Annotated in this window: 22 protein-coding genes; 15 read left to right on the forward strand and 7 right to left on the reverse strand. The window is 60.4% G+C overall.

Annotation, left to right across the window (positions count from 1 at the left end; genetic code table 11):
• The first annotated feature begins 30 nt into the window (after window positions 1-30).
• From Q7C20_RS06035 to Q7C20_RS06050, 4 genes are all read left to right on the forward strand, one after another.
• On the forward strand, window positions 31-1,476 hold the full coding sequence (locus tag Q7C20_RS06035) for an aldehyde dehydrogenase family protein (protein WP_078740720.1): 1,446 nt from the start codon (window positions 31-33) through the stop codon (window positions 1,474-1,476).
• A 98-nt stretch (window positions 1,477-1,574) separates the two neighbouring features.
• On the forward strand, window positions 1,575-2,939 hold the full coding sequence (locus Q7C20_RS06040) for an MFS transporter (RefSeq protein ID WP_375066268.1): 1,365 nt from the start codon (window positions 1,575-1,577) through the stop codon (window positions 2,937-2,939).
• An 11-nt stretch (window positions 2,940-2,950) separates the two neighbouring features.
• Window positions 2,951-4,504: a galactarate dehydratase gene (gene garD, locus Q7C20_RS06045; protein WP_375066270.1), complete on the forward strand. Its 1,554-nt coding sequence runs from the start codon at window positions 2,951-2,953 to the stop codon at window positions 4,502-4,504.
• Window positions 4,505-4,679: 175 nt separating this feature from the next.
• Window positions 4,680-5,621 carry an AEC family transporter gene (locus Q7C20_RS06050; protein WP_375066272.1) on the forward strand — a complete coding sequence of 314 codons (942 nt, stop codon included), beginning with the start codon at window positions 4,680-4,682 and terminating at the stop codon, window positions 5,619-5,621.
• Between the two features lie 109 nt (window positions 5,622-5,730).
• On the opposite strand, the gene Q7C20_RS06055 is transcribed toward Q7C20_RS06050, so the two are convergent.
• The 6 genes from Q7C20_RS06055 to gatC form a co-directional block, all read right to left on the reverse strand.
• Window positions 5,731-6,114: a carboxymuconolactone decarboxylase family protein gene (locus tag Q7C20_RS06055; protein ID WP_348057484.1), complete on the reverse strand. Its 384-nt coding sequence runs from the start codon at window positions 6,112-6,114 to the stop codon at window positions 5,731-5,733.
• Window positions 6,111-7,157 (reverse strand): calcium/sodium antiporter, encoded by a 1,047-nt coding sequence (locus Q7C20_RS06060; RefSeq protein ID WP_375066449.1) that lies wholly within the window; start codon window positions 7,155-7,157, stop codon window positions 6,111-6,113. Before Q7C20_RS06060 ends, Q7C20_RS06055 begins: the two co-directional genes overlap by 4 nt.
• 58 nt (window positions 7,158-7,215) lie before the next feature.
• A complete protein-coding gene (locus tag Q7C20_RS06065) occupies window positions 7,216-7,593 on the reverse strand; it encodes a septal ring lytic transglycosylase RlpA family protein (RefSeq protein WP_348057486.1) in 378 nt (125 codons plus the stop codon).
• Window positions 7,594-7,749: 156 nt separating this feature from the next.
• Window positions 7,750-9,195, reverse strand: coding sequence for an Asp-tRNA(Asn)/Glu-tRNA(Gln) amidotransferase subunit GatB (gatB, locus tag Q7C20_RS06070; RefSeq protein WP_375066275.1), 1,446 nt, complete (start codon window positions 9,193-9,195; stop codon window positions 7,750-7,752).
• Between the two features lie 10 nt (window positions 9,196-9,205).
• Entirely contained in the window at window positions 9,206-10,657 is a 1,452-nt protein-coding gene (gene gatA / locus Q7C20_RS06075) for an Asp-tRNA(Asn)/Glu-tRNA(Gln) amidotransferase subunit GatA (protein WP_375066277.1), read from the reverse strand.
• 16 nt (window positions 10,658-10,673) lie between these two features.
• Complete coding sequence (gene gatC, locus Q7C20_RS06080) at window positions 10,674-10,961, reverse strand: Asp-tRNA(Asn)/Glu-tRNA(Gln) amidotransferase subunit GatC (protein ID WP_003188556.1); 288 nt, start codon at window positions 10,959-10,961, stop codon at window positions 10,674-10,676.
• A gap of 210 nt (window positions 10,962-11,171) precedes the next feature.
• Between gatC and mreB the strand changes: the two genes are divergently transcribed.
• The 8 genes from mreB (at window position 11,172) to tldD (ending at window position 22,373) form a co-directional block, all read left to right on the forward strand.
• Entirely contained in the window at window positions 11,172-12,209 is a 1,038-nt protein-coding gene (gene mreB / locus Q7C20_RS06085; protein ID WP_002555108.1) for a rod shape-determining protein MreB, read from the forward strand.
• 139 nt (window positions 12,210-12,348) lie between these two features.
• Window positions 12,349-13,461 (forward strand): rod shape-determining protein MreC, encoded by a 1,113-nt coding sequence (gene mreC, locus Q7C20_RS06090; protein ID WP_375066451.1) that lies wholly within the window; start codon window positions 12,349-12,351, stop codon window positions 13,459-13,461.
• The gene (mreD, locus tag Q7C20_RS06095) at window positions 13,461-13,949 is read left to right on the forward strand and encodes a rod shape-determining protein MreD (RefSeq protein ID WP_128588513.1); all 489 of its coding nucleotides are present in this window, start codon (window positions 13,461-13,463) and stop codon (window positions 13,947-13,949) included. The genes mreC and mreD overlap by 1 nt, the downstream gene beginning before the upstream one ends.
• 51 nt (window positions 13,950-14,000) lie before the next feature.
• A complete protein-coding gene (locus Q7C20_RS06100) occupies window positions 14,001-14,597 on the forward strand; it encodes a Maf family protein (protein WP_375066317.1) in 597 nt (198 codons plus the stop codon).
• A gap of 70 nt (window positions 14,598-14,667) precedes the next feature.
• Window positions 14,668-16,125 carry a ribonuclease G gene (rng, locus tag Q7C20_RS06105; protein ID WP_348057496.1) on the forward strand — a complete coding sequence of 486 codons (1,458 nt, stop codon included), beginning with the start codon at window positions 14,668-14,670 and terminating at the stop codon, window positions 16,123-16,125.
• A gap of 76 nt (window positions 16,126-16,201) precedes the next feature.
• Complete coding sequence (locus Q7C20_RS06110; RefSeq protein ID WP_375066319.1) at window positions 16,202-20,017, forward strand: YhdP family protein; 3,816 nt, start codon at window positions 16,202-16,204, stop codon at window positions 20,015-20,017.
• A 48-nt stretch (window positions 20,018-20,065) separates the two neighbouring features.
• The gene (locus tag Q7C20_RS06115; RefSeq protein ID WP_375066321.1) at window positions 20,066-20,914 is read left to right on the forward strand and encodes a carbon-nitrogen hydrolase family protein; all 849 of its coding nucleotides are present in this window, start codon (window positions 20,066-20,068) and stop codon (window positions 20,912-20,914) included.
• Between the two features lie 16 nt (window positions 20,915-20,930).
• The gene (tldD, locus tag Q7C20_RS06120) at window positions 20,931-22,373 is read left to right on the forward strand and encodes a metalloprotease TldD (RefSeq protein WP_375066323.1); all 1,443 of its coding nucleotides are present in this window, start codon (window positions 20,931-20,933) and stop codon (window positions 22,371-22,373) included.
• A gap of 45 nt (window positions 22,374-22,418) precedes the next feature.
• On the opposite strand, the gene yjgA is transcribed toward tldD, so the two are convergent.
• Entirely contained in the window at window positions 22,419-22,940 is a 522-nt protein-coding gene (gene yjgA / locus Q7C20_RS06125; protein ID WP_375066325.1) for a ribosome biogenesis factor YjgA, read from the reverse strand.
• A gap of 108 nt (window positions 22,941-23,048) precedes the next feature.
• Here yjgA and pmbA point away from each other — a divergent pair, with 108 nt between their 5' ends.
• The 3 genes from pmbA to Q7C20_RS06140 all read left to right on the forward strand — a co-directional run bounded on the left by pmbA (window position 23,049) and on the right by Q7C20_RS06140 (window position 26,306).
• Window positions 23,049-24,395, forward strand: a complete 1,347-nt coding sequence (gene pmbA, locus Q7C20_RS06130) for a metalloprotease PmbA (RefSeq protein WP_375066327.1) — start codon at window positions 23,049-23,051, stop codon at window positions 24,393-24,395.
• Between the two features lie 146 nt (window positions 24,396-24,541).
• The gene (locus Q7C20_RS06135) at window positions 24,542-24,937 is read left to right on the forward strand and encodes a FagA protein (protein ID WP_375066329.1); all 396 of its coding nucleotides are present in this window, start codon (window positions 24,542-24,544) and stop codon (window positions 24,935-24,937) included.
• Window positions 24,930-26,306, forward strand: a complete 1,377-nt coding sequence (locus Q7C20_RS06140; protein WP_375066332.1) for a class II fumarate hydratase — start codon at window positions 24,930-24,932, stop codon at window positions 26,304-26,306. Before Q7C20_RS06135 ends, Q7C20_RS06140 begins: the two co-directional genes overlap by 8 nt.
• Window positions 26,307-26,315 lie beyond the last annotated feature (9 nt).

Below are 26,315 nucleotides of genomic sequence, written 5' to 3' on the forward strand. Positions count from 1 at the left end.
TCAGCGGCCTTTTGCGTCAGGAGAAGATTTGTGTCCCAAGCCAAACGTTTTGATAACTACATCAACGGCGAGTGGGTGGCCGGTGCCGACTATTGCGCCAACATCAACCCGTCGGAGCTTTCCGATACGATCGGCGAATACGCCAAGGCTGATGTAGCCCAAGTCAACGCTGCCATCGACGCCGCACGCGCCGCTTTCCCCGCCTGGTCCACCTCCGGCATTCAGGCTCGCCATGACTCGCTGGATAAAGTCGGCACTGAAATCCTCGCCCGTCGCGAAGAACTCGGCACCTTGCTGGCGCGGGAAGAGGGCAAGACCCTGCCTGAAGCCATTGGCGAAGTGACCCGCGCCGGTAACATCTTCAAATTCTTCGCCGGTGAATGCCTGCGCTTGTCCGGCGATTACGTGCCGTCGGTGCGCCCGGGCGTCAACGTTGAAGTCACCCGTGAAGCCCTCGGCGTGGTTGGCCTGATCACCCCGTGGAACTTCCCGATTGCCATCCCTGCGTGGAAAATTGCCCCGGCCCTGGCCTACGGCAACTGCGTGGTGATCAAGCCGGCTGAACTGGTACCGGGCTGCGCCTGGGCGCTGGCCGATATTATCTCCCGCGCCGGCTTCCCGGCCGGTGTGTTCAACCTGGTGATGGGCAGCGGTCGCGTGGTTGGCGACGTGCTGGTCAACAGCCCGAAAGTCGACGGTATCAGCTTTACCGGTTCCGTCGGTGTGGGCCGTCAGATCGCCGTCAGCTGTGTGTCGCGCCAGGCCAAAGTGCAGTTGGAAATGGGCGGCAAGAACCCGCAAATCATCCTTGATGACGCCGACCTTAAACAGGCCGTCGAGCTGTCGGTACAGAGCGCGTTTTACTCCACCGGCCAGCGTTGCACCGCGTCCAGCCGCCTGATCGTCACGGCCGGTATTCACGACCAATTCGTCGCGGCCATGGCCGAGCGCATGAAGTCGATCAAAGTCGGCCACGCCCTGAAAAGCGGTACCGACATCGGCCCGGTAGTCTCCCAGGCCCAACTGGATCAGGACCTCAAATACATCGACATCGGCCAAAGCGAAGGCGCGCGGCTGGTCAGCGGTGGCGGTTTGGTGACCTGCGACACCGAAGGCTACTACCTGGCGCCGACGCTGTTTGCCGACAGCGAAGCCGCCATGCGTATCAGCCGTGAAGAAATCTTCGGCCCAGTGGCCAACGTGGTGCGCGTCGCGGACTACGAAGCGGCGCTGGCCATGGCCAACGACACCGAGTTCGGCTTGTCGGCGGGTATTGCCACGACGTCGCTCAAGTACGCCAACCACTTCAAGCGTCATTCCCAGGCCGGGATGGTGATGGTCAACCTGCCAACCGCCGGTGTGGATTATCACGTTCCATTCGGTGGCCGTAAGGGTTCGTCCTATGGTTCGCGTGAGCAAGGTCGCTATGCGCAAGAGTTCTACACCGTGGTGAAAACCAGCTACATCGGTTCGTAACACGTAATACCTGTGGGCACCGGCTCCTACAAGAGCCGGTGCTCACAGACAACAAGACAATTACCCGCAAAAAAAATAATTAGTGGGAGTACATCTTCATGCAAGCGACCAAGCCGACTCACGTCCGCTATTTGATTCTGCTCATGCTGTTTCTGGTGACCACGATCAACTACGCGGACCGGGCCACCATTGCTATCGCAGGCTCCAGCCTGCAAAAAGACCTCGGCATCGACGCGGTCACCCTTGGTTATATCTTCTCCGCATTCGGTTGGGCCTACGTGGCCGGGCAAATTCCCGGCGGCTGGCTGCTGGACCGCTTCGGCTCGAAAAAAGTCTACGCCCTGAGCATCTTCACCTGGTCACTGTTCACTGTGCTGCAAGGCTATGTCGGTGAGTTTGGGATCTCCACGGCGGTTGTCGCGCTGTTTATGCTGCGCTTCATGGTGGGCCTTGCAGAGGCGCCATCCTTCCCGGGCAACGCCCGCATCGTGGCGGCCTGGTTCCCTACCGCCGAGCGCGGCACGGCCTCGGCGATCTTCAACTCGGCGCAATACTTCGCCACGGTGCTGTTCGCACCGCTGATGGGCTGGATCGTTTACACCTTCGGCTGGCAGCACGTGTTTATCGTGATGGGCGTAATCGGCATCATCTTCTCGCTGATCTGGCTGAAAGTTATCCACAGCCCGCGCCAGCACCCGATGATCAACGAAGCCGAACTCAATCACATTGCAGCCAATGGCGCGATGGTCGATATGGATCAGGACAAGGGCAAGGGTAAGAAAACCGACGGCCCTAAGTGGGATTACATCCGTCAGTTGCTGACCAATCGCATGATGCTCGGCGTGTACCTGGGCCAGTACTGCATCAACGGCATTACTTACTTCTTCCTCACCTGGTTCCCGGTGTATCTGGTGCAGGATCGCGGCATGACCATCCTCAAGGCCGGTTTTGTTGCCTCGTTGCCAGCCATCTGCGGGTTTATCGGCGGTGTGCTGGGTGGGGTGATTTCCGACTACCTGTTGCGCAAAGGGCACTCGCTGACCTTCGCTCGAAAAGCACCGATCATTGCCGGCCTGTTGGTTTCCAGCAGCATCATTGCGTGCAACTACGTCGACGTTGAATGGATGGTGGTGGGCTTCATGGCCTTGGCTTTCTTCGGCAAAGGCGTTGGCGCACTGGGTTGGGCGGTTGTGTCCGACACCTCGCCGAAACAAATCGCCGGCCTCAGTGGCGGCTTGTTCAACACCTTCGGTAACCTGGCGTCGATCACTACGCCGATTGTCATCGGCTACATCATTGCCACCACGGGTTCGTTCAAATGGGCCCTGGTGTTTGTCGGCGCCAACGCGCTGGTAGCAGTGTTCAGCTACCTGGTGATTGTCGGCCCGATCAAACGCGTGGTGCTCAAAGAGCCGCCAAGCCAAGGCCCTGAGCTGACCAACCTTACTCAAGCGCATTCCTGAGGGGCGATGTAATGCAGTTGATTGAACATGCCGACTCGCCGCGCTCGATTCGTTTGCACGCGCGCGACAACGTAGTGATCGTGGTCAATGACCAAGGCGTACCGGCCGGGACCGAGTTCCCGGACGGGCTGGTGACCGTTGAGTTCATCCCGCAGAGCCACAAGGTGACGCTGGAAGATATCCCCGAAGGCGGTCAGATTATTCGCTACGGCCAGACCATTGGTTACGCCCTGGCGCCGATTCCACGCGGCAGTTGGGTGCAGGAAGATCAACTGCGCATGCCCACCGCGCCGCCGCTGGACAGCTTGCCGCTGTCCACCGAGGTGCCTGAAACCCAGGCGCCGCTGGAAGGGTTCACGTTCGAGGGGTATCGCAACGCCGACGGCACCGTGGGCACGCGCAATATTTTGGGCATCACCACCACGGTGCAGTGCGTGACCGGGGTGCTGGATCACGCGGTCAAGCGCATCAAGGACGAGTTGCTGCCCAAGTACCCGCACGTCGATGACGTGGTGGCGCTGACTCACAGCTACGGCTGCGGCGTGGCGATTACCGCGACGGATGCCTACATTCCGATCCGCACCGTGCGCAACCTGGCGCGCAACCCGAACCTGGGCGGCGAAGCCTTGGTGATCAGCCTGGGCTGCGAGAAATTGCAGGCCGGGCAGGTGATGCACGACAACGACAGCTCCGTGGATTTGAGCGAGCCGTGGTTGTATCGGTTGCAGGACTCCAGCCACGGGTTTACCGAGATGATCGAGCAGATCATGGCGTTGGCGGAAATCCGCTTGAAGAAACTCGACCAGCGTCGCCGCGAAACCGTGCCGGCGTCCGAGTTGATCCTGGGCATGCAATGCGGTGGCAGTGATGCGTTTTCCGGCATCACCGCTAACCCGGCGCTCGGCTATGCGTCGGACTTGCTGCTGCGGGCCGGTGCGACGGTGATGTTTTCCGAGGTCACTGAAGTACGCGATGCGATTTACCTGCTGACGTCTCGTGCCGAGACGAAAGAAGTCGCACAGGAGCTTGTCAGGGAAATGGACTGGTACGACCGTTACCTGGCCAAGGGCGAGGCGGATCGCAGTGCCAATACCACGCCGGGCAACAAGAAGGGCGGGTTGTCGAACATTGTCGAGAAGTCCTTGGGCTCTATCGTCAAATCCGGCAGCAGCGCGATCAACGGCGTGCTTGGCCCGGGCGAGCGGTTCAAGCGCAAGGGCCTGATCTTTTGCGCAACGCCAGCCAGTGACTTTGTGTGCGGCACCTTGCAACTGGCGGCGGGTATGAACCTGCACGTGTTCACCACCGGGCGTGGCACGCCTTACGGGCTGGCGATGGCGCCGGTGGTGAAGGTGTCGACGCGTACGGAGCTGGCGCAGCGTTGGCCGGACCTGATCGACATCGACGCAGGCCGCATCGCTACCGGGCGCGCGAGCATTGAGGAGCTGGGTTGGGAGCTGTTCCACTTCTATCTGGATGTGGCCAGCGGCAAGAAGCAGACCTGGGCTGAGCAGCACAAGCTGCACAATGACATCACCTTGTTCAACCCGGCGCCTATCACCTGAGACCGAGTCGCCTGCCTTCGCGAGCAAGCCCGCTCCCACACTTGACCGAGTTCCAGCATAAGAATGCGGTCAAGTGTGGGAGCGGGCTTGCTCGCGAAAGCGGCCTACCAGACGCCACAGCGCCGCATGGCTTATCATTAGCCACCTCACGACGCTCACCAAGGTTCTCCCCGGCATGCTGGCTATCTTCCTCACCACACTCACCATCACCGCGCCGGTGTTTGCCATGCTGTTTCTCGGTGTGCTGCTCAAGCGCATCAACTGGATCAACGACAACTTTATCCACACCGCGTCCTCCTTGGTGTTCAACGTCACCATGCCGGCGCTGCTGTTTCTCGGCATCCTGCATGCCGACCTGCACGCGGCGCTCAAGCCGGGCCTGCTGATCTACTTCGCCGTCGCCACCCTGGTGAGTTTCGCCTTGGCCTGGGGCTGGGCGATCTTTCGTTGCCCGCGTGAAGACCGCGGCATCTACACCCAAGGCGCTTTTCGCGGCAACAACGGGGTGATCGGCCTGGCGCTGGCCGCCAGCATGTACGGTGACTACGGCATCTCCCTCGGTGCGATCCTCGCGGCGCTGGTGATCCTGTTCTACAACACGCTGTCGACCATTGTGCTGGCGGTGTACAGCCCGGTGATCAAGTCCGACCCGTGGAGCATCTTCAAAAGCGTGGTGGCCAACCCGCTGATCATCAGCGTGTTCGTGGCTGCGCCGTTTGCCATCTTTAAAATCAGTTTGCCCGGCTGGCTGGAATCGTCCGGCCAGTACCTGGCGGACATGACCCTGCCGCTGGCATTGATGTGCATCGGTGGAACCCTGTCACTGGCGGCCTTGCGCAAGAGCGGCAGCATGGCGCTGAGTGCCAGCCTGGTGAAGATGATCGGGCTGCCGCTGTTGGCGACGCTGGGCGCGTGGCTACTGGGTTTTCGCGGGCCGGAACTTGGGATTCTGTTTCTGTACTTTGGTGCGCCGACGGCGGCGGCAAGCTTTGTGATGGCCAGGGCGGCCGAGGGTAATCATGAGCTGGCGGCGGCGATTATTGTGATCACCACCTTGATGGCGGCGGTGACCACCAATATCGGGATTTTTGTGTTGCAGGCGGGTGGCTGGATCTGAAGTGTGCGGTGGGTTTGAGGGCCAATCGCAGGCAAGCCCGCTCCCACATTTGAATATATTCACAGTTCAAAATGTGGGAGCGGGCTTGCCCGCGATAGCTATATGACAGTCACTGCTTATCCGCCTGATACGCCTCAATCACTTCCTGCGCCGCCCGAAACGCATCAATCGCCGCCGGCACACCCGCATACACCGCGCAGTGCAGCAGCGCCTCGCGAATCTCCTCCACGCTACAACCATTGTTCAGCGCACCGCGCACGTGGCCCTTCAGTTCCTGCGGACATTTGAGCGCCGTCAGGGCCGCGAGGGTAATCAGGCTGCGGGTCTTCAGCGGCAAACCTTCGCGGTTCCACACACTGCCCCAGGCGTGTTCGTTGACGAAATCCTGCAGCGGCTGGGTGAACTCAGTGGCGTTGTTCAGGGCGCGGTCGACGAACACATCGCCCATCACCTGGCGACGCATTTCAACCCCGGGTTTTTTCTGATCGGTCATTGCGATTCCCTTTTGTGTTGGCGGCGCCAGGCTCGCAGCGAGGTGAACAACAGGAACGCTACCAGCGCTGGCAGGACGTAATGCAGCATCAATTGTTCAAGCTTGGTGGCCAGTGGCATGCCGAATGTAAACGACACCACATGCAGCCCATACGCCAGGTACAGGCCGAGGAACAGCAAGCCTTCGGCGCGTGTCACCCGGTAGCCGCTGTAAAACACTGGCAGGCACAACACCACCACGCCGAGCATCACTGGCAGGTCGAAATCCAGCGCGTTGGGCGACACCGAGAGTGGCGATGGCGCGAGCAAGGCGGTCAGTCCCAACACCCCGAGCAGGTTGAACAGGCTGCTGCCGATCACGTTGCCCACAGCGATCTCGCGCTCGCCGCGCAGGGCCGCGATCAGCGAGGTGGCCAGGCACGGCAGCGAGGTGCCGACGCCGATCAGCGTCAGGCCAATGATGCGTTCCGACAGGCCCAGGTCGCTCGCCACATCCACCGCTGCACCGAGCAGAAAATGCCCCGCCAGAACCAGCACCAGCAACCCGCCGAGCATCAGCAGTACGCTGCTCAGCCACGGCGCGCTGGCCACGGTGTGCAGCGTGCGGGGGCGGCGGGAGTGGCGCGTCTGGTAGTGCAGCAGCGCGACATAAGCCACCAATGCCACCAGCAACACCAGCCCGTCGAACGGCGTCAGCTCTTCATTACCCGCCAGGATGAACACCAGCAGGCCGGCGCAGATCATCACCGGGATATCCAGGCGTACCAGCTGGCGTGACACCCGCAGCGGAATGATCAGCGCCGACAGGCCCAGGGTCACGAGGATATTGAAGATGCTGCTGCCGATCACGCTGCCCACGGCGATGTCGGTGTTGCCGGCGAGGGTGGCCTGTAGGCTGACGGTCATCTGCGGCGCGCTGCTGCCGAAGGCGACGATGCTCAGGCCGATGATCAGTGGCCGCACTTTCAGGCTGGCTGCCAGGCGTACGGCGGCACGCACCAGGATTTCGGCGCCGAGGATCAGCAGTGCCAGGCCACTGATCAGTTCGATCAGGCTCCAGGGCGAAAGGGCGGTTAATCCGAAAATGGCATGGGCTCCCTCTTTAATAACTTATGGTTTGCACGCGAACCCGTGCCGTGCCGCGGCCCAGCATACCCAGTTGCGCGGCGGCTTTGCGTGAAACGTCAATCAAACGTCCACGGGTATGCGGGCCGCGATCATTGATGCGCACCACGACGGATTTGTTGTTGTCGAGATTGGTGACCTTGACCTGAGTGCCGAAGGGCAAGCGCCGATGGGCGGCGGTCAGGGCATTCTGGTTGAAGGGTTCACCGCTGGCGGTTCTGTTGCCATGGTGTTTGGCGCCGTAATAGGAGGCGGTGCCGGTTTCGTCGTAACCGTCGGGGTCGATGAGGCCGCTGGCGCAACCGGCCAGTAGAGAGAACAGGGCCAGGAGGCCGAGTAGACGCTTCGTTTTCAAGGATGCCCCCCTATCAAATGTGGGAGGGGGCTTGCTCCCGATGGCGGTGGGGCAGTCAATACAAGTACCGACTGACACGCCCTCATCGGGAGCAAGCCCCCTCCCACAATGGATCCGGGCTGGCTGTGAAACTCCACCCGGACCACTCCACCGCGATCAGCCTTCGAGCTTGCTCTTCAGCAGTTCGTTCACCTGTTGCGGGTTGGCTTTGCCTTTGGAGGCTTTCATTGCCTGGCCAACAAAGAAGCCGAACATTTTGCCGCGCTTGGCTTCGTCTGCCGCGCGGTATTGCTCAACTTGCTCGGCGTTGGCCGCGAGCATTTCATCCAGCACGGCGGAAATCGCGCCGCTGTCGGTGACTTGCTTGAGGCCACGCGTCTCGATGATCTGGTCCGCGCTGCCTTCACCCGCCGCCATCGCTTCAAACACGGTCTTGGCGATTTTGCCGGAGATGGTGTTGTCCTTGATGCGCAGCAGCATGCCGCCCAACTGCTCGGCAGTGACCGGGGCTTCGTCGATTTCCAGGCCCTGTTTGTTCAACAGGCTGCCCAGCTCAACCATCACCCAGTTGGCCGCCAGTTTGGCGTCGCCGGCAATGCTCAGCACTTTTTCGAAGTAGTTGGCTTGTTCACGGCTGGAGGCCAAGACGCTGGCATCGTAAACCGACAGGCCGAATTGCTCCTGGAAGCGCTCGCGTTTTTGCTGCGGCAATTCCGGCAGGGTGGCGCGCACGTCATCGAGGAACGAGTCCTCGATGACCACCGGCAACAGGTCCGGATCGGGGAAGTAACGGTAGTCGTTGGCTTCCTCTTTGCTGCGCATGGCGCGGGTTTCGTCTTTGTTCGGGTCATACAGGCGGGTTTGCTGGATCACCTTGCCGCCGTCTTCGATCAGTTCGATCTGGCGACGCACTTCGCTGTTGATCGCCTTCTCGATGAAACGGAACGAGTTGACGTTCTTGATCTCGCAACGGGTGCCGTATTCGGCCTGGCCCTTTGGACGGATCGACACGTTGCAGTCGCAGCGCAGCGAGCCTTCGGCCATGTTGCCGTCGCAGATGCCCAGGTAACGCACCAGCGCGTGGATCGTCTTGACGTAGGCCACGGCTTCCTTGGCGCTGCGCATGTCCGGTTCGGAGACGATTTCCAGCAACGGCGTACCGGCGCGGTTCAGGTCGATACCGGTAGCGCCCGGGAATTCTTCGTGCAGGCTTTTACCGGCGTCTTCTTCCAGGTGCGCGCGGGTCACGCCGACACGCTTGATGGTGCCGTCTTCCAGCGGGATGTCCAGGTAGCCTTTGCCGACGATCGGCAATTCCATCTGGCTGATCTGGTAGCCCTTGGGCAGGTCCGGGTAGAAGTAGTTTTTGCGCGCGAACACGTTGTGCTGGCCGATTTCGGCGTCAATCGACAGGCCGAACATCACCGCCATGCGCACCGCTTCCTCGTTCAGCACCGGCAACACACCGGGCATGCCCAGGTCGACCAGGCTGGCCTGGGTGTTGGGCTCGGAGCCAAACGTGGTGGCGCTGCCGGAGAAAATCTTCGATTGGGTGGCGAGCTGGGTGTGAATCTCCAGCCCGATCACAACTTCCCATTGCATAGTGTTCTCCTCAGAAGCCGGTAGGGGTGCGTGTGTGCCAGTCAGTGTTCAACTGGTACTGGTGCGCCACATTGAGCAGGCGGCCTTCCTGGAAATACGGGGCGAGCAATTGCACGCCCACCGGCAGGCCATCGACGAAACCTGCCGGCATGGACAAGCCCGGCAAGCCCGCGAGGTTGGCGGTGATGGTGTACAGGTCTTCCAGGTACTCGGCGATCGGGTCGCCGGTCTTGGCGCCGATCTTCCAGGCCGGGTTCGGCGTGGTTGGGCCGAGGATCACGTCGACTTCTTCAAAGGCTGCCATGAAGTCGTTCTTGATCAGGCGACGGATTTTTTGCGCCTTGAGGTAGTAAGCGTCGTAGTAGCCGGCCGACAGGGCGTAGGCGCCGACCATGATGCGGCGTTGTACTTCGGCACCGAAGCCTTCGCCACGGGAGCGCTTATAAAGGTCGGTGAGGTCTTTCGGGTTCTCACAGCGATAGCCGAACCGCACGCCGTCAAAACGCGACAGGTTTGAAGAGGCTTCGGCTGGCGCGATCACGTAGTAAGCAGGAATCGCGTGCTGGTTGTTCGGCAGGCTGATTTCCTTGATCACGGCGCCGAGTTTTTCCAGCTCCTTGATGCTGTTGTGCACCAATTGGGCGATACGCGGGTCGAGGCCGGCGCTGAAATACTCTTTCGGCACGCCGATGCGCAGGCCTTTGAGCGAGGTGTTGAGGCTGGCGCTGTAGTCCGGCACCGGCTCGTCAATGCTGGTGGAGTCCTGTTTATCGAACCCGGCCATACCTTGTAACAATATCGCGCAGTCTTCAGCCGTGCGCGCCAGAGGCCCGCCCTGATCGAGGCTGGATGCGTAGGCGATCATGCCCCAACGGGAAACGCGACCGTACGTCGGTTTCAGGCCGGTGAGGTTGGTGAAGGCCGCAGGCTGGCGGATGGAGCCGCCGGTGTCGGTGGCCGTAGCAGCCGGCAAAAAGCGCGCAGCAACAGCCGCAGCCGAACCGCCGGACGAACCGCCGGGCACGTGCTCCAGGTTCCACGGGTTTTTCACCGCGCCGTAGTAGCTCGATTCGTTGGCCGAGCCCATGGCGAATTCGTCCATGTTGGTCTTGCCCAGGGTCACGGCCCCGGCGGCAGCCAGCTTGGACACCACGGTGGCGTCGTAGGGCGCTTTAAAGTTGTCGAGCATCTTCGAGCCGCAACTGGTGCGAATACCCTGGGTGCAGAACAGGTCTTTGTGGGCGATCGGCGCGCCCAGCAGTGCGCCATTCTCACCGTTGGCGCGACGTACGTCGGCGGCCTTGGCCTGGCTCAGGGCCAGTTCTTCGGTGAGACTGATGAAGCTGTTGACCTTGGGGTCCAGCGTGGCGATACGCGCCAGCAGGGTTTGGGTCAGCTCTTCGGAAGAAAACTTTTTGTCGGCGAGACCGCGGGCGATCTCGGCCAGAGTCAATTGATGCATTGCAGGCTCTTTCCCTTTAGTCGATGACTTTCGGAACCAGGTACAGGCCGTTTTCGACCGCTGGTGCGATGGACTGGTAAGCCTCGCGATTATTGCGCTCGGTCACGACGTCTGCGCGCAGGCGCTGGCTGGCTTCCAGCGGGTGAGCCAGGGGCTCGATGCCGTCGGTGTTCACCGCCTGCATTTGGTCAACCAGCCCGAGAATGCTGTTCAGGGCTGCGGTGGTCTGTGGAAGATCGGCGTCATTCAGGCCAAGCGAGGCCAGATGCGCGATTTTTTCCACGTCGGAGCGTTCAAGCGCCATGGGATTCTCCAGTGGAAAACAGAACGGAGGGCGTCCGTGTGTTAGATTGTCGGAACACTACCGCATTTCTACGGTCATATGGCCGCGATTGTGGGGGTTGGTGCACAGAAAGTCGGCCAATTTAGCACATTGGCGCCTTGCCCAAAATCCCTGTCGTTGTTAGAGTTTGCCGCACTTTTTTACCCACGCGTTGCCTAGGGTCCTTTCCCCATGTTCAAGAAACTGCGTGGCATGTTTTCCAGCGATCTTTCCATTGACCTGGGCACTGCCAACACCCTTATTTACGTGCGCGAGCGCGGAATCGTTCTGAATGAGCCATCGGTTGTGGCCATTCGGACCCATGGTAATCAGAAAAGTGTCGTTGCCGTCGGCACCGAGGCCAAGCGCATGCTCGGCCGAACACCTGGCAATATTGCCGCCATTCGTCCGATGAAAGACGGCGTGATCGCCGACTTCAGTGTCTGCGAAAAGATGCTGCAGTACTTCATCAACAAGGTTCACGAAAACAGTTTCCTGCAGCCCAGCCCTCGTGTGCTGATCTGCGTTCCGTGCAAGTCCACCCAGGTGGAGCGTCGTGCCATCCGTGAATCGGCCCTTGGCGCCGGTGCCCGCGAAGTGTTCCTGATCGAAGAGCCTATGGCTGCCGCTATCGGCGCCGGCTTGCCGGTTGAAGAAGCGCGCGGTTCGATGGTGGTGGATATCGGTGGTGGTACCACTGAAATCGCCCTGATTTCCCTGAACGGTGTGGTGTATGCCGAATCCGTACGTGTAGGCGGCGACCGCTTCGACGAAGCGATCATCACTTATGTACGTCGCAACTACGGCAGCCTGATCGGTGAATCCACCGCTGAGCGCATCAAGCAGGAAATCGGCACGGCCTACCCGGGCGGCGAAGTTCGCGAAGTTGATGTTCGCGGTCGCAACCTGGCCGAAGGTGTTCCACGTGCCTTCACCCTGAACTCCAACGAAGTGCTGGAAGCTCTGCAAGAGTCGCTGGCCACTATCGTTCAGGCTGTGAAGAGTGCCCTGGAGCAATCGCCGCCGGAACTGGCTTCCGACATCGCCGAGCGTGGCCTGGTACTGACCGGTGGTGGCGCCTTGCTGCGCGACCTCGACAAGTTGTTGGCTCAGGAAACCGGTCTGCCGGTGATCGTTGCCGAAGACCCGCTGACTTGCGTCGCGCGTGGCGGTGGCCGTGCACTGGAAATGATGGATAAACACACCATGGACCTGCTCTCCAGCGAATAAGCTCGCGCGCAGGGTTCATGCTTTGCTCGCAGGCGGCACTTTGCAGTGCTGCCTGTTGGCGTTTATCTTCTTCAATCTGCATCCAGGCCGGTTTGATGCCGTATGAATAAAGAGAACATTTGCCTGGGAGGAGCGGCTTATTAAACCGCTTTTCGCCAAAGGCCCCTCATTGGGCGTGCGCTTATTGGTGCTGGTCGTGCTTTCGGTCGCGCTGATGGTGGTCGATGCCCGCTTTGCACTGCTCAAGCCTGTGCGTAGCCAGATGTCGCTGGTGTTGATGCAGACTTACTGGATCACCGACCTGCCGCAACGTCTCTACCAGGGCGTGGCCAGCCAGTTCGGCAGCCGCACCGAGCTGGTCGCCGAGAACGAAAAACTCAAGACTGAAAACCTGCTGTTGCAGGGGCGCATGCAAAAGCTTGCGGCCCTCACCGAGCAGAACGTGCGGCTGCGCGAGTTGCTCAACTCCTCCGCACTGGTCAACGAGAAGGTCGAAGTGGCCGAGTTGATCGGCATGGACCCTAACCCCTTTACCCATCGCATCATCATCAACAAGGGTGAGCGCGACGGTGTGGTTCTCGGCCAGCCGGTGCTCGACGCCCGTGGCTTGATGGGCCAGGTGGTTGAGTTGATGCCCTACACCTCGCGAGTGCTGCTGCTGACGGACACGACTCACAGCATTCCGGTGCAGGTGAATCGCAACGGCTTGCGCGCGATTGCCAGCGGCACCGGTAACCCGGAACGTCTGGAATTGCGCCATGTGGCCGACACCGCAGACATCAAGGAAGGCGACCTGTTGGTCAGCTCCGGCCTCGGTCAGCGGTTCCCGGCGGGCTACCCGGTGGCGACGGTCAAGGAAGTCATCCACGATTCCGGTCAGCCATTTGCCATCGTACGGGCCGTACCGACTGCTGCCCTGAACCGCAGTCGCTACCTGCTGCTGGTGTTCAGCGATAACCGCACCCCGGAAGAGCGTGTCAACGACGCCGCCCAGGCTCAGGAAGCGGAAGACAAGCAAAACGGTACCGCGCCGACTGTTCCCGCCACGGTACCGAAGCCGGCATTCGTCGGGCCGCCTGCGCCGCCCGCCACCCCGGCAGCGCCGGTGGCAACTCCGGTCAAACCGGCAGCCCACAGCGCGCGCCCGGCCAAGCCGGCGGCCAAGCCCGCAGCCACCACGCCTGCCAGCACGACGCCCGCAGCCAGAGCTCCGGCCGCTGCTCCGGCAACCACGCGGCAGAGGGAGGAATAATGGCCGGTACTCATTCGCACAATGGCTGGATCGTCTGGCTGACGTTTGCCATCGGTTTGCTGCTCAGTGTTTCGCCACTGCCCCAATTCATGGAGATTCTGCGCCCGCTCTGGCTGGCCTTGCTGCTGGCCTTCTGGTCGCTGACCTTGCCGCATAAAGTTGGCATGGTCACGGCGATGTGCCTGGGCTTGGCGGAAGATGTGCTCTATGGCACCTTGCTGGGGCAGAACGCGCTGATCCTCACCCTGATTACGTTCCTGGTGCTGTCGTTGCAGCAGCGTTTGCGCATGTTCCCGATGTGGCAGCAGTGCCTGGTGATCCTGGTGATCTTCGGCCTGGCGCAATTGGTGCAACTGTGGCTCAGCGCCCTGACCGGTAATCGTCAACCCACCCTGGCGTTGGTATTGCCGGCCCTGGTCAGTGCATTGCTGTGGCCATGGGTGAGTTTCGGTCTGCGTGGGTTACGTCGTCGCTACAAAATCAATTGAATGGATTGCGAGGCTCTGCCTGGTTATCGAACGTCACAGGGAGAGTCTGCAATGAATTCGCTTTATCTGGCCTCGGGCTCTCCGAGGCGGCGTGAACTGCTGACCCAGATCGGTGTGCCTTTCACCGTGGTCAGTGCCGCTATTGACGAAACCCCTCTTACAAACGAAACCGCCGTTGCCTACGTAGAGCGCCTTGCGCGCGGCAAGGCAGCGGCGGGTTTTGCTGCGCTCGAAAACAATGTCCAGGCCTGTGTGCTGGGTGCCGACACCGCCGTGATCGTTGACGGCCAAATCCTCGGCAAACCAGTAGATCAGGCGGACGCGCTGGCGATGTTGGTGGCGCTTTCTGATCGAGAACATGAAGTCCTTACCGCCATCGCCCTGACTGCCGGCCAACGTTGCGAAACACTGTGCGTCAGCAGTCGCGTACGTTTTCGCAGTATTTCTGTCGAAGAGGCTACAACCTACTGGCACAGTGGTGAACCTCAGGACAAAGCCGGCGGCTATGCTATTCAGGGGCTTGGTTCGGTGTTTGTCGCCGGGCTCAATGGCAGCTATTCCGCCGTGGTAGGCCTGCCGGTGTGCGAAACCGCGCATCTGCTCAGCCAATTCGGCATACCCTGTTGGCAACACCTTACCGCGCGCTGACCGCCGTATTACAGCGCCCAGCCTTTAGCGATCGGTCACTATTGTGAAAACGCCTGAACGAGACCCAGCCATGAGTGAAGAGATTCTGATCAATATCACGCCGATGGAATCGCGCGTGGCGGTGGTAGAGAACGGTGTTCTGCAAGAAGTGCACGTCGAGCGCACCCAAAAGCGCGGGATCGTCGGCAACATCTATAAGGGCAAAGTGGTGCGCGTCCTGCCAGGCATGCAGGCGGCGTTCGTCGACATCGGCCTGGACCGCGCGGCGTTCATCCACGCCTCGGAAATTTCCCTGCGCGAAGGCCCGGCGGTTGAGAGCATCAGCGCCTTGGTGCATGAAGGGCAGAGCCTGGTGGTGCAAGTCACCAAGGACCCCATCGGTTCCAAAGGCGCACGCTTGACCACACAGCTGTCGATCCCTTCGCGCTATCTGGTGTACATGCCGCGTACGGCGCATGTTGGCATTTCCCTGAAAATCGAAGACGAAGCCGAGCGCGAGCGCCTGAAAAAGGTGGTCAGCGATTGTGTGGCTGCCGAGGGCATCAAGGAGGCGGGCGGCTTCATCCTGCGCACCGCCGCAGAAGGCGCCGGCGCCGATGAAATCCTCATGGACATCCGCTACCTGCGTCGCCTGTGGGATCAGATCGGCGCGCAGATCAAGACCATCGGCGCCCCCAGCGTAATTTATGAAGACCTCGGCCTGGCCTTGCGCACCCTGCGCGATTTGGTCAGCCCGAAGATCGAGAAAATTCGCATCGACTCGCGGGAAACCTTCCAGCGCACCACGCAATTTGTTGCCGAGCTTATGCCGGAAATTGCCGACCGCCTCGAGCATTACCCCGGCGAACGACCGATTTTCGACCTGTATGGCGTTGAAGACGAAATTCAGAAAGCTCTGGAACGCAAGGTGCCGCTCAAGTCCGGCGGCTATCTGGTGATAGACCCGGCGGAAGCCATGACCACCATCGACGTCAACACTGGCGCGTTCGTGGGCCATCGCAACCTCGAAGAAACCATCTTCAAGACCAACCTCGAAGCGGCCACCGCGATCGCCCGCCAGCTGCGCCTGCGTAACCTGGGCGGCATCATCATCATCGACTTCATCGACATGGAAGATGAAGAACACCAGCGTCAAGTATTGCGCACCCTTGAGAAGCAATTGGAGCGCGATCACGCCAAGACCAATATCATCGGCATCACCGAATTGGGCCTGGTGCAGATGACGCGCAAACGCACCCGCGAGAGCCTCGAGCAAGTGCTGTGCGAGCCTTGCAGCAGTTGCCTGGGGCGCGGCAAGTTGAAGACTCCCGAAACGGTTTGCTACGAGATTTTCCGGGAAATCTTACGGGAGGCGCGTGCCTACCAGGCCGAAGGTTATAGAGTGCTTGCCAACCAGAAGGTGGTCGATCGTCTGCTGGATGAAGAGTCCGGTAATGTCGCTGAATTGGAGGGTTTTATCGGGCGCACCATTCGCTTTCAGGTCGAAACCATGTATTCCCAGGAACAATACGACGTGGTGCTGCTCTGATCCCCAATCGCTTTCTTTCTTTGAGACCGGCAGACCTTGATCTGCCGTCCGCCTATTGCTTTGAGGGTCGCCCGACATGGAGCGTCTGATACGCTTTTTTGCCGCTTTGACCCGTTGGGGCTTGGGCCTCTGTGCGTTGCTGTTGGTATTGGCGGCGGTGTACGTGAGCCTGGGTCGTGAACTGACCCCGCTGGTGGCCGAATATCGCGCCGAAATCGAAGCCAAGGCCCAGGCCGCCGTTGATATGCCTCTGCGGATCGGTAGCCTTGAAGGGCGCTGGAGCGGTTTTGCTCCGGTGTTGCTGGCTCACGACGTGATGGTTGGTGAGGGTAACAGTGCCTTGCGTCTGGACCAGGTCGAAGTGGTGCCAGACCTCTGGGCCAGCCTGATGGCGCGTGAAGTGCGCATCGCCCATCTGGAAGTCAGCGGCTTGCAGTTGAGTGTGAAGGAAGGCAAGGACGGGCACTGGGCGCTGCAAGGCCTGCCGTTGCAGGATGACCAGCCACTGGACCCGGAGCAGTTGCTCACGCGCCTGCAAAGGGTCAATCGAGTGTCAGTGTTCGACAGCCAGGTGACGTTGCAGCCGTTTAATCAGGCGCCGTTGACTCTGACTTACGTGGGTTTGAGCCTGGAAACCGGCGCCAGCCGCCAACGGCTCGATGCACGCCTGACGTTGCCTGACGGCCAGCCGTTGGCATTGAGTCTGCGCACGCGCATCCGCGCCAGTCAGTGGAAAGAAGGCGAAGCCCAGGCTTACCTGAGCCTGCCGCAGAGTGATTGGGCCAAGTGGATTCCGGCCAGCCTGACTCAGCAATGGAAACTTACCCAGCTCAAGGCCGGCGGCGAGTTCTGGTTGGATTGGGCCAAGGGCACGGTACAAAGCGCTGTGGTGCGCTTTCATTCACCCCAGGTAAAAGGCAGTTACGCCGACCGCAAGCCTGTCCACATCGAAAACCTCGCCCTGACGGCTTACCTCCAGCGCAGCGACAGCGGCCTGAAGGTTCTGTTTGACTCGCTGGCGATGAATATTGGCGAGACACGTTGGGAGTCGCATCTGCAATTGCAGCAAACCCTAGCGACCGACAAGGATCTGGAAGTCTGGAAGCTGCAGGCCGACCGCCTTGACTTGACCCCCATCACGCCGCTGCTCAACGCCTTGGCGCCGTTACCGGAAGGTTTCGCCAAGACCATCGAGCACCTGAAAGCCACTGGCGTCTTGCGCAACGTGCTGGTGGATTTCCGTCCTCAGGACACCACGGACAAAAAAATCAGTTTTGCAGCCAACCTTGAGCGCGTCGGCTTTGATGCCTATAGCGGCGCACCGGCTGCACGTAATGTGTCCGGTAGCATCAGCGGTGACCTGGGCCAGGGCGAGCTGCGCATGGACAGCAAGGATTTCGCCCTGCACTTGGATCCGATCTTCGCCAAACCGTGGCAGTACATCCAGGCGAACGCGCGCCTGACCTGGAAGCTGGATAAAGAAGGCTTCACCCTGATTGCCCCTTACATCAAGGTGCTGGGTGAAGAGGGCAAGGTCGCCGCCGATTTCCTGATTCGCCTGCATTTTGACCATAGCCAGGAAGACTACATGGACCTGCGGGTCGGTATGGTCGATGGCGATGGGCGCTTCACCTCTAAATATTTGCCTGCGGTGCTGAGCCCGTCTTTGGACGAATGGCTGCGCACGGCAATCCTCAAGGGGGCGGTTGACCAGGGTTTTTTCCAGTACCAAGGTTCGTTGAACCACGACGCACTGCCCGCAGCACGCAATATCAGTCTGTTCTTCAAGGTGCATGACGCCGAGCTGGCTTTCCAGCCGGGCTGGCCGCATGTGAGCAAGGTCAATGGCGAAGTGTTCGTCGAAGAGACCGGCGTGCGTATCGTGGCGAACAAGGGCCAGTTGCTCGACACCAAAGTTAAAGACGTTTACGTCAATATTCCTCACGCGCCTGCTGGCAAAGACAGCCATCTGCTGATCACCGGTGGGTTCGTGGGTGGCTTGGGCGATGGCCTGAAGATCCTCCAGGAAGCGCCCATCGGCACAGATTCAACCTTCGCTGGTTGGAAGGGTGAGGGCGACCTGCGCGGCAAGCTGGATCTGGATATCCCGCTGGCCGAAGACACCGAACCCAGGATTGTGGTGGACTTCCAGACCGACAAGGCCCGCCTGCAATTGACGGAGCCGACCCTGGACCTGACTCAGCTCAAAGGCGATTTTCGTTTCGACAGCGCCAAGGGCTTGAGCGGGCAGAACATCTCGGCACAGGCATTTGATCGCCCCATCACGGCGCAGATTGCTGCCGATGGCCAGCCGGGCAATATCACCACCCGCGTCAGTGTCAAAGGCCAGGTCACGGTCAAGCGGCTGACGGACTGGCTGAAAGTCAGTCAGCCACTGCCGATATCCGGTGATATCCCTTACCAGTTGCAACTCACCCTGGCCGGCGCCGACAGCCAATTGATGGTCAGCTCCAACATGAAAGGCGTTGCCGTGGACTTGCCGGCGCCCTTTGGCATGCCGGCCAGCCAGGGGCGCGACAGCGTGTTCCGCATGACCTTGCAGGGCGCTGAGCGGCGCTATTGGTTCGACTATGGCGAGCTGGCGAGCTTCACTTTCGCATCGCCCCCGGACAACTTCAATGACGGTCGTGGGGAGTTGTTCCTTGGCAATGGTGATGCCGTGTTGCCTGCCACTAAAGGCTTGCGTATTCGCGGCGTGCTGTCGGAGCTGGACATCGACCCGTGGAAAAAACTCGCAAACCGCTACGCCGGTAATGATCCAGGCGGCAGTGCCAAGCAACTCCTGAGCGGCGCTGACTTCAAGGTGGGCAAGCTGACTGGCTTTGGCAGCCAATTTGATCAGGTCAGCTTGCAGATGGCTCGTAAGCCGGCGGCGTGGGGCTTGCAGTTCGACAGTCAGCAGGCCAAAGGCTCGGTCAACCTGCCGGACGCCAAGGGCGCGCCGATTGCGATCAACCTGCAATACGTGAAGCTGCCGGCGGTAGACCCGACGGTGCAGGCGGATGAAAACGCGCCGGACCCGTTGGCGGATATCGATCCTAAAGACATCCCCGCCCTGGATATTTCAATCAATCAATTGTTCCAGGGGCCGGATCTGGTGGGCGCCTGGTCGCTGAAGATCCGGCCAACGGCCAAAGGCTTGGCCTTCAACAACCTCGACCTTGGCCTCAAGGGCATGCAACTCAATGGTGCCGGTGGCTGGGAAGGCGCGCCGGGGGCGAGCAGCAGTTGGTACAAGGGCCGTCTGGATGGCAAGAACATCGCCGATGTGCTCAAGGGTTGGGGTTTTGCGCCGACCGTGACCAGTGAGGACTTCCACCTGGACGTGGATGGTCGTTGGCCGGGTTCGCCGGCCTGGGTTGGGCCCAAGCGTTTTTCCGGCAGCCTGGATGCGGCGTTCCGCAAAGGGCAGTTTGTGGAAGTGGAAGGCGGCGCGCAGGCCCTGCGAGTGTTTGGCTTGCTCAATTTCAACTCCATTGGCCGCCGTCTGCGTCTGGATTTCTCCGACCTGCTCGGCAAAGGCTTGAGCTACGACCGGGTGAAAGGCTTGCTGGCCGCCAGTGATGGCGTGTTCGTGACCCGTGAACCCATCACCATGACCGGCCCTTCTACCAACCTTGAGCTCAACGGGACCCTGGATTTGGTGGCCGACCGCGTCGACGCCAAGCTGCTGGTGACCCTGCCGGTGACCAACAACCTGCCGATTGCCGCGCTGCTTGTGGGTGCACCCGCCATTGGTGGCGCGTTGTTCCTCATCGACAAGCTGATCGGTGACCGTGTTTCGCGCTTCGCCAGCGTGCAGTACAAAGTGGAAGGCCCGTGGAAGGATCCAAAAATCACTTTCGACAAGCCATTTGAAAAACCAAACTGAGAGCCTGTGGAGTAGCATGGCCGCATGCCTATTACGGAGTGTCGGCCCATGCCCTTTGCGGTAATTCAAATGGTCAGCCAGAGTGATGTGCTGGCCAACTTGGCCCAGGCCCGGCGCTTGCTGGAGCAGGCTGCGGCGGGTGGTGCGAAGCTTGCGGTGCTGCCGGAAAACTTCGCCGCCATGGGCCGCCGCGACGTGGCAGATATCGGCCGCGCCGAGGCGTTGGGTGAAGGGCCGATCCTGCCATGGTTGAAACAGACCGCCCGCGACCTCACCTTATGGATAGTGGCCGGCACTTTGCCGTTGCCTCCAGAGGGCCAGCCGAACGCCAAGTCCAACGCGTGCTCGCTGCTGATTGATGATCGCGGTGACATCGTTGCCCGTTACGACAAGCTGCATCTGTTCGATGTGGATGTCGCCGATGCGCGGGGTCGCTATCGAGAATCCGATGACTATGCTTTCGGGAGCAACGTGGTAGTGGCGGATACGCCCGTCGGTCGGTTGGGCCTGACGGTGTGTTATGACCTGCGTTTCCCGGAGCTGTACAGCGAGTTGCGTGCAGCCGGGGCTGAATTGATTACCGCGCCCTCGGCGTTTACGGCGGTGACTGGCGCCGCGCATTGGGACGTGCTGATTCGCGCGCGGGCCATCGAAACCCAGTGCTATGTGCTGGCGGCGGCGCAAGGCGGTGTGCACCCTGGGCCACGCGAGACCCATGGGCATGCAACGATTGTCGACCCGTGGGGGCGTGTACTCACACAACGGGACACAGGCGAGGCGGTGTTGTTGGCCGAACGCGACAGCAGTGAACAGGCGTCGATACGGGCGCGCATGCCGGTGGTCAACCACCGGCGCTTTTTCTCGCAGGGCGCACAGCGACCTGCTTCGGAACGATGAATTTAAGGCCAAACCTATGAGCACGTTGTTGTCCTCAGTCAGTGAACACCTCCTGGCACCCGGTGGCGTGACCATCGAAAGCTTGCAAACCGTCCTCGGCGATCTGGCCGGGCCGGGCATCGACGCCGCCGACCTGTATTTTCAGGGGCAGATTTCCGAGTCGTGGGCGCTGGAAGACGGCATCGTCAAGGAAGGCAGTTTTAACCTCGACCAAGGCGTGGGCGTGCGTGCGCAGTCCGGTGAAAAGACCGGTTTTGCCTACAGCAACGCAATCACCCTTGAAGCCCTGGGCTTGGCGGCTCGTGCAGCGCGCTCGATTTCCCGCGCTGGCCAAAATGGCACGGTGCAGGCGTTCAGCACCCAGGACGTGGCCCAGCTGTACGCGCCGGATAACCCATTGGAAGTGATCAGCCGTGCGGAAAAGGTCGACTTGCTCAAGCGCATCGACGCGGCTACCCGTGCCCTCGACCCGCGTATCCAGCAGGTGACCGTGAGCATGGCGGGCGTGTGGGAGCGCATTCTGGTCGCTTCCACCGATGGCGGCCTGGCGGCGGACGTACGCCCTCTGGTGCGTTTCAATGTCAGTGTGATCGTCGAGCAAAACGGTCGTCGTGAGCGCGGTGGCCATGGTGGTGGCGGGCGTACTGACTATCGTTATTTCCTGACTGAAGACCGCGCCATGGGCTATGCCCGTGAAGCGCTGCGCCAGGCACTGGTCAACCTGGAAGCCATTCCGGCGCCCGCAGGTACCTTGCCGGTGGTGTTGGGCTCGGGTTGGTCCGGGGTTCTGTTGCACGAAGCGGTAGGCCATGGCCTGGAAGGCGACTTCAACCGCAAGGGCAGCTCGGCTTACAGCGGGCGTATGGGTGAGATGGTTGCGTCCAAGCTCTGCACCATCGTCGATGACGGCACCCTGGCCGGTCGCCGTGGCTCGCTGAGCGTCGACGACGAAGGCACGCCGACCGAGTGCACCACGTTGATTGAAAACGGCGTGCTCAAGGGCTACATGCAAGACAAGCTCAACGCCCGCTTGATGGGCGTGGCCCGCACCGGTAATGGCCGTCGCGAATCCTACGCACATTTGCCAATGCCGCGCATGACCAACACCTACATGCTCGGTGGCGAAAGCGATCCGGCGGAAATCATCGCCTCGGTAAAACGCGGCATCTATTGCGCCAACCTCGGCGGCGGCCAGGTGGATATCACCAGCGGCAAGTTCGTGTTCTCCACCAGCGAGGCGTACCTGATCGAAGACGGCAAGATTACCGCGCCGGTCAAAGGGGCGACGTTGATTGGTAATGGGCCAGAAGCCATGAGCAAGGTGTCGATGGTCGGTAACGACCTGTCGCTGGACAGCGGCGTAGGCACATGCGGCAAGGATGGGCAGTCGGTGCCGGTGGGTGTCGGCCAGCCAACGCTGAAAATTGATGCGATCACCGTGGGTGGCACGGGGTCGTAAGGCGTGGAGCTTCGGGTGGCGAAGACCGCCACCCGGGGAAGAGGATCAGCGCAGACCGCGTTGAGTCTCGTCCAGCTCACGGATGTACTTGAAGATTTTACGGCTGGTGGCTGGAGCCTTGTTTTGCGCCGCTTCGTGCTGGGCCTGACGAATCAGGGAGCGCAGTTGCTGGCGATCGGCGTCCGGGTAGTCCACTACAAACTTCTCCAGTACGGCGTCATCGCCCGCGATCAGGCGGTCACGCCAACGTTCCAGGTTATGGAAACGTTCGTTGTACTGGCGAGTGGAGGCATCCAGTTGATCGAGCAAAGTGAGGATCGCGTCAGTGTCCTGGTCGCGCATCAATTTGCCGATAAACATGATGTGCCGTTTACGCGCGATATTCGCGGTGTGCTTGGGCGCATCCGCCAGAGCCCGGCGCATTTCGTCGGTCAGTGGCAGTTTTGCAACCAAATCCGGCTTGAGCGTTGTAAGGCGCTCGCCAAGGTCAACCAGAGCATGCAGCTCGCGTTTGACTTGGGTTTTGCTTTTCTCCCCATCGAGGGAGTCGTCGTAAGAATCAACCATGGTGGCAGTCCGCAAAGAAACGCCGCCATGATAACCAGTCGGGGGCCGCTTGTCCGGCCCGGTCGCTCGATGGCCTTAACCGAAAGCAGAATTTGAGTGGAGAAAACCATGAGTGCAGCCCAAAGCGTCGGTCCGCAAGCGTTACCGGCACTGCAGGAACAAGTCGAGCAGATCATTGCCGAGGCCAAGCGCCAGGGGGCCAGTGCCTGTGAAGTGGCGGTGTCGCTGGAGCAGGGGCTGTCGACGTCGGTACGCCAGCGGGAAGTTGAAACTGTTGAATTTAACCGGGATCAGGGGTTTGGCATCACCTTGTATGTCGGGCATCGCAAAGGCTCGGCCAGCACCTCGGCAAGCGGCCCGGAAGCGATTCGCGAGACCGTTGCCGCTGCGTTGGCAATCGCCAAGCACACCTCCGAAGATGAAAGCTCGGGTTTGGCTGACAAAGCGCTGATGGCCAAGGATCTTAAGGATTTTGATCTGTTCCACGCCTGGGACATCACTCCTGAAAGGGCTATCGAGCTGGCGCTGACCTGCGAAGCGGCAGCATTCGACGCCGATGCCCGCATCAAGAACGCCGATGGCACCACCTTGAGTACGCATCAGGGATGCCGCGTGTATGGCAACAGCCATGGTTTTATCGGCGGCTACGCCTCCACTCGCCACAGCTTGAGCTGCGTGATGATCGCCGAAGCCAATGGCCAGATGCAGCGCGATTATTGGTACGACGTGAACCGTCAGGGCGAATTGCTCGCCGACCCGGTGAGCATTGGCCAGCGTGCAGCGCAACGTGCTGCGAGCCGTTTGGGCGCGCGCCCGGTGCCGACCTGTGAAGTGCCGGTGCTGTTTTCGGCGGAGCTGGCCGGTGGTCTGTTCGGCAGTTTCCTGGGGGCGATTTCCGGTGGCAACCTGTACCGCAAGTCTTCGTTCCTGGAAGGCGCAATCGGTCAGACGTTGTTTCCTGAGTGGCTGACCATTGATGAACGCCCGCACCTGATGCGCGCCATGGGCAGTTCCTCGTTTGACGGTGATGGCCTGGCGACCTATGCCAAGCCATTCGTTGAGAAGGGTGAGCTGGTTTCCTACGTACTGGGCACTTATGCCGGTCGCAAGCTCGGCTTGCCAAGCACCGCCAACTCCGGCGGCGTGCATAACCTGTTCGTGACCCATGGCGATGAAGATCAGGCCGCATTGTTGCGCCGTATGGGGCGCGGTTTGCTGGTGACCGAGTTGATGGGCCATGGCTTGAACATGGTCACCGGCGATTATTCGCGAGGTGCGGCGGGTTTTTGGGTGGAAAATGGTGAGATCCAGTTCGCCGTCCAGGAAGTGACCATCGCAGGCAATATGCGCGACATGTTCAAACAAATCGTTGCCGTGGGTAACGACCTAGAGCTGCGCAGCAATATTCGCACCGGTTCGGTACTGATCGAGCGAATGACCGTCGCTGGCAGTTAACCTGCACGACGCTTAAAAAAAGGCGCGCCATCGTAAAGATGGCGCGCTTTTTTTATGGCCGCGTTTAAGCGCTATCAACAGGCTATGCTTGTTTTGATTCTTAATATCATTTAATAATAAATCTCATTACCGGATGAGTGTGGATCATGAGTTCTGTCCTGCATGAGGATCCGTATCTGGAAAGCTGGCGCTGGATGAGTCGTCAGATTCGCTGCTGCCTCAATCCCAATGAACCTCGCCTGATCGAATATTACCTCAATGAGGGTCGATACCTGGCGTGTTGCACCGCAACCCACCCGTGGACCATCGCAGAAACCTCATTGCGCCTGCTGATCGACACCGCCAGCGATATCGCCTTGCCCTGGCACTGGCGCTCCGCGTGCCTGGACCAGGCCTGGCGCCCCCTGCGCGACCTGGAAAAACTCTCTCACTGTGCCTGCCGCCTCAAGCGCTGGCAGACCTTTGCCTGGCAATTGGCGACCTGCGAATTGCTGCCGTCCCTTTCTGTTTCTGACCTGGTGCAAGGATCTAACGATGAGTAACACCCGAATTGAGCGCGACAGCATGGGCGAGCTGCAAGTGCCTGCCGAGGCGTTATATGGCGCCCAGACCCAGCGCGCGGTGAACAATTTCCCGATCAGTCATCAACGCATGCCGGCGCAATTCATCCGTGCCCTGATCCTGGCCAAAGCCGCCGCCGCCAAGGTCAATGTGGACCTCAAGCAAATCAGCGAAGGGCAGGGCAACGCCATTTTCGACGCCGCCCAAGGCTTGCTCGAAGGCGATTTCATGCAGCACTTTCCGGTGGATATCTTTCAGACCGGCTCCGGCACCAGTTCCAACATGAATGCCAACGAAGTGATCGCCACGCTCGCCAGCCGTTTGCTCGGCGAGCCGGTCAATCCCAACGACCACGTGAACTGCGGCCAAAGCAGCAACGACATCATTCCGACCACCATTCACGTAAGTGCCGCGCTGGTCCTGCATGAAAAAACGCTGCCCGCGCTGCTGCACCTTGTGCAGGTTATCGAGCAAAAAGCCGAAGAGGTTCACCCGTTCATCAAGACCGGCCGCACGCACCTGATGGATGCGATGCCGGTGCGCATGAGCCAGGTGCTCAATGGCTGGGCACAGCAACTCAAGGCCAATATCAGCCACTTGCAGGACCTGCTGCCAAGTTTGCAGGCTCTGGCCCAAGGCGGCACGGCGGTCGGGACCGGCATCAATGCACACCCGGAATTCGCGGCGCGTTTCAGCGCGCAACTGAGCAGCCTGACCGGCGTGAAGTTCACCCCGGGCAAAAACCTGTTCGCGCTGATCGGCTCCCAGGACACTGCCGTTGCCGTCTCCGGTCAGTTGAAGGCCACCGCGGTATCACTGATGAAAATCGCCAACGACTTGCGCTGGATGAACTCCGGCCCGCTCGCCGGCCTCGGTGAAATCGAGCTTGAAGCGTTGCAGCCTGGCTCGTCGATCATGCCGGGCAAAGTCAACCCGGTGATTCCGGAGGCCACCGCCATGGTTGCCGCGCAGGTGATCGGCAATGACACGGTGATCACCGTCGCCGGCCAATCGGGCAACTTCGAGTTGAATGTGATGCTGCCGATCATCGCGCAGAACCTGCTCGGCAGCCTCGAACTGCTGGCCAATTCAAGCCGCCTGCTGGCCGACAAAGCCATCGCCAGCTTCAAGGTCAACGAAGCCAAACTCAAGGAAGCGCTGTCACGCAACCCCATTCTGGTCACCGCACTCAACCCGATCATTGGTTACCAAAAGGCCGCTGAAATTGCCAAGAAAGCCTATCAGCAAGGTCGCCCGGTGATTGATGTAGCCCTGGAACACACGGACTTGCCGCGCAGCCAACTGGAGATTCTGCTGGATCCGGAAAAGCTCACCGCCGGCGGCGTGTAATCACCGACC

The sequence above is a fragment of the Pseudomonas sp. AMR01 genome, assembly GCF_041946035.1.
GTDB lineage: Bacteria > Pseudomonadota > Gammaproteobacteria > Pseudomonadales > Pseudomonadaceae > Aquipseudomonas > Aquipseudomonas antarctica_B.